The sequence below is a fragment of the Hyphomicrobiales bacterium genome (genome assembly GCA_030688605.1).
Classification (GTDB): Bacteria; Pseudomonadota; Alphaproteobacteria; order Rhizobiales; family NORP267; genus JAUYJB01.
In genome coordinates, this window is sequence record JAUYJB010000037.1 from 1 (window position 1) to 3014 (window position 3014).

Annotated in this window: 4 protein-coding genes; 1 reads left to right on the top strand and 3 read right to left on the bottom strand. The window is 62.2% G+C overall.

Annotation, left to right across the window (positions count from 1 at the left end):
* Window positions 1-221 precede the first annotated feature (221 nt).
* Both Q8P46_04640 and Q8P46_04645 read right to left on the bottom strand, forming a co-directional pair.
* A complete protein-coding gene (locus Q8P46_04640; GenBank protein MDP2619450.1) occupies window positions 222-1385 on the bottom strand; it encodes a transposase in 1164 nt (387 codons plus the stop codon).
* A 1-nt stretch (window position 1386) separates the two neighbouring features.
* Complete coding sequence (locus tag Q8P46_04645; GenBank protein MDP2619451.1) at window positions 1387-2262, bottom strand: site-specific integrase; 876 nt, start codon at window positions 2260-2262, stop codon at window positions 1387-1389.
* Window positions 2263-2537: 275 nt separating this feature from the next.
* On the opposite strand from Q8P46_04645, the gene Q8P46_04650 reads away from it, so the two are divergent.
* Window positions 2538-2759, top strand: coding sequence for an addiction module protein (locus Q8P46_04650; GenBank protein ID MDP2619452.1), 222 nt, complete (start codon window positions 2538-2540; stop codon window positions 2757-2759).
* On the opposite strand, the gene Q8P46_04655 is transcribed toward Q8P46_04650, so the two are convergent.
* The coding region (locus tag Q8P46_04655) for a hypothetical protein (GenBank protein ID MDP2619453.1) at window positions 2726-3014 on the bottom strand (289 nt) is incomplete at its 5' end. The genes Q8P46_04650 and Q8P46_04655 overlap by 34 nt on opposite strands.

Sequence of the window (3014 nt, forward strand, 5' to 3'; positions counted from 1 at the left end):
GTGGCGCGCAGGAGCTGCGCGCCGGGTGGAGCGTCAAGAAATCAGTCGATCAGACCTGGTCGATGGCGCTTAGCGGGTTTGATCGACGCGAATTCGAGGCTGCGCAAGCGAATGCGCAGCGCATTTTTCCGGCATTGGACAACACTCCCCCGTGCCCCCGCGCAGGGGCGAAGGGCGAACACAACAAACATGCAAATAAGGTGACGGACCGGCGCCGGCGCCTATCCCGATGCGCAAACCGCAGTGGCCCCAAGGGGCTTGTTGTCGGCCACGTTCGGACGCAACAATGCGCGACTGCCCAGCGGTCGGGGCAACACGACGGAGCACCAGCGCAGCCTCCCACCGCAATGCGGACAACACATCGCGCTGGTCGCCCCCGAGACTTCGGCGGGGGCCTCCGGCGGGGCTCTCAGCGCGAAGCCCCGCGCCAACTCGATGCGCCCCTTCACCTCCTCGATCGGCATCGAGAAACTCGGCGACAGAAAGCCGAAGTAGCGCACCTTCATGAACCCGGTGGGCAACACGTGCTGGAGAAAGCGCCGGATGAACTCGGCAGGCGCGAGCGCCATGGTGCGCTGGCGGGAGCTCCCTGCCTTGCGGTAGCGAAACACCACCTGCGCATCATCGGCGCGCACGATTCTGCCCTCCGAGATGCCGACCTTGAAGACATAGCGGGAGAGATACTGGAGGCTCGCCTGCGCATCGCCCACCGGCTGGCAATTGACGTTCCAATTGACCGCCCAGACGCAGGCGTCGATCTCGGCCAGGAGGCCGGCGTCGGCCATGGCGTCGCGGAACTTCGCCCGAAAGATCGGCGAGAGGGCGCGCACCGGCAGATAGAAACCGCGATCGGCCGCATGCCAGCGGCCGTCGTGACTATCGAAGCCGCCGCCAGGCACCACGTAGTGGATATGCGGGTGGTACTGCAGTTGCCGGCCCCAGGTGTGCAGCACCCCGAAGAAACCCGGCGTGTCGGCGCCCAGATGCTTGTCATCGGCGGCCAGGGTCTTGATCGCTCCGGCGGAGGCCGCGAACAGCGCCGCATAGCCTTCACGCGGATGGCGGCGCAGAAACTCGCGCAAGCTGGCCGGCACGGTGAAAGTCAGCATGAAGTACGGCGTTGGCGACCGGCGTTCGAGTTGGCGACAGAGCCACTGCTCGGCCTTGCCCTGCTGGCACACCGGACAGTGGCGGTTGCCGCAGCAGCGCGCGGCCACCTGCGGCTCGCCGCAGTCCTCGCACTGATACAGGATCGAACCGGAGGCCGCACTGCGGCAGTCGATGATCGCCTCGATCACCCGCGCGTGGGACACCGGCATCATTTCGCCGAACTCGGTCCGATACGCCGGCCCATGCCGGCGGAAGATCTCCTGAATGGCGCCCATGTCAGAGCCCCTCCATGAGGGTATTGATGTGCGCGACCGCATCTTCCTGTCCCTTGTTGGTCAGGTGCAGATAGACCATGGTCGTCTCCAGGCTGGTGTGCCCCAGGTACTGCTGAATGGTGCGCAGGTTGACGCCGATCTCCAGCAGATGCGTGGCATAGCTGTGCCTCAGCGTGTGAACCGACACCGCCTTCTTGGTAATCCCTGCCTGCAGCTTGGCGGAGCGAAAGGCGCCCTGCACGCTGCTGATGGCCATCGGCTGCGTGGCGCTCCCCGCCGAACGACTGTCGCGCCCATAGGCCGGAAACAACAGTCGCGAGTGGCGATGGCTGCGCCAGTGCTGGCGTAGGGTGTCCAGCGTCTTCTTGGGTAGGGGTACGAAGCGATCCTTGGCGCCTTTGCCACGGTGCACATGGATCATCATGCGATCCGCGTCGATGTCGCAGACCTCCAGGTAAAGCGCCTCTTGCAAGCGCAGACCGCAGGCATATACGGTGGCGAGGTAGGCGCGGTTGTGCGCCGTGCGCACACAACCGAGCACTGCTCGAACCTCCTCCCGACTCAACACCGCCGGCAGGCGCGATTCGCTCTTGGCGCGCAGGAAGTTGAACAGATTCCAATCGCGCTGGAGAACCTTCACGAAGTAGAAGCGGATGCCGCAGTAGCAGATGCGAAGCGTGTTGGCCGACCAGTGATCGACGTTGCGCCGATGCAGGAAGTAGGCTTCAAGCTCTGCCTCGCCAATGTCCTCCGGCTCCTTGTTGCCGTAGAACTCGCAGAGCATGCGCAGCGCGCGGCTGTACGCCTCCTGCGTACGGCCAGCCTTGCCGTTGAGTGCCAGGGCATTCATTGATTTTTGATACCAGTCTGTCATCATGACGACTCTCCTCGGTAAATGATCGAAGCCCGCCGCGACGCGGCGGTCCGAGGAGGAGAACAGAAATACAGAAGCCCGGCCATGAGCTTGGCCGGCTCAGGCGATGCATAGAATGGGATTACTTCAATGCGCGCAACATACTGCCGCGTAGCGGCTTACTTGAACCCTGCGTTCGAGCAGACGCTCTGCGAGCGCTGCTCAACGCGGACGTTATGCGCTTATTTGTCGATCGTAGGATGAATTTGGTACCATCGCATTATAGGTAGGAGATGACCATGAGCGTTTCACTAAAGTCACTTGGTATCGATAGGCTCAGTGTTGCGGATCGCCTGATTCTGGTTGAAGAGCTTTGGGATAGCATTGCCGCTGCTACTCCGCTGACAGATGCTCAACGCGCCGAACTTGATCGTCGCCTCGCGGACCACGAAGCCAATCCTGACGACGTCGTTTCTTGGGAAGAAGTTCAGTCATCTATCACCGCCCGCTTGAATAGATGACCTTGCGGGTCGTCTTTCGCCGCGCAGCGCGAGCCGAGTTTGACGCTGCGGCATTGTGGTACGAAGAACGGCAAATCGGACTTGGCGCCACGTTCATATCGGAGATTAAGCGTGCGGTCGGGCTTGCGTCCAATCATCCCGAGAGATTCCCCGTCAAATACGGCGCAATTCGCTGCGTTCAGGCTCGCCGCTTTCCATACTCCGTGTACTTTCTTCCGGAAGTGCGTCGGATTGTCGTGTTGGCGGTTTTTCACG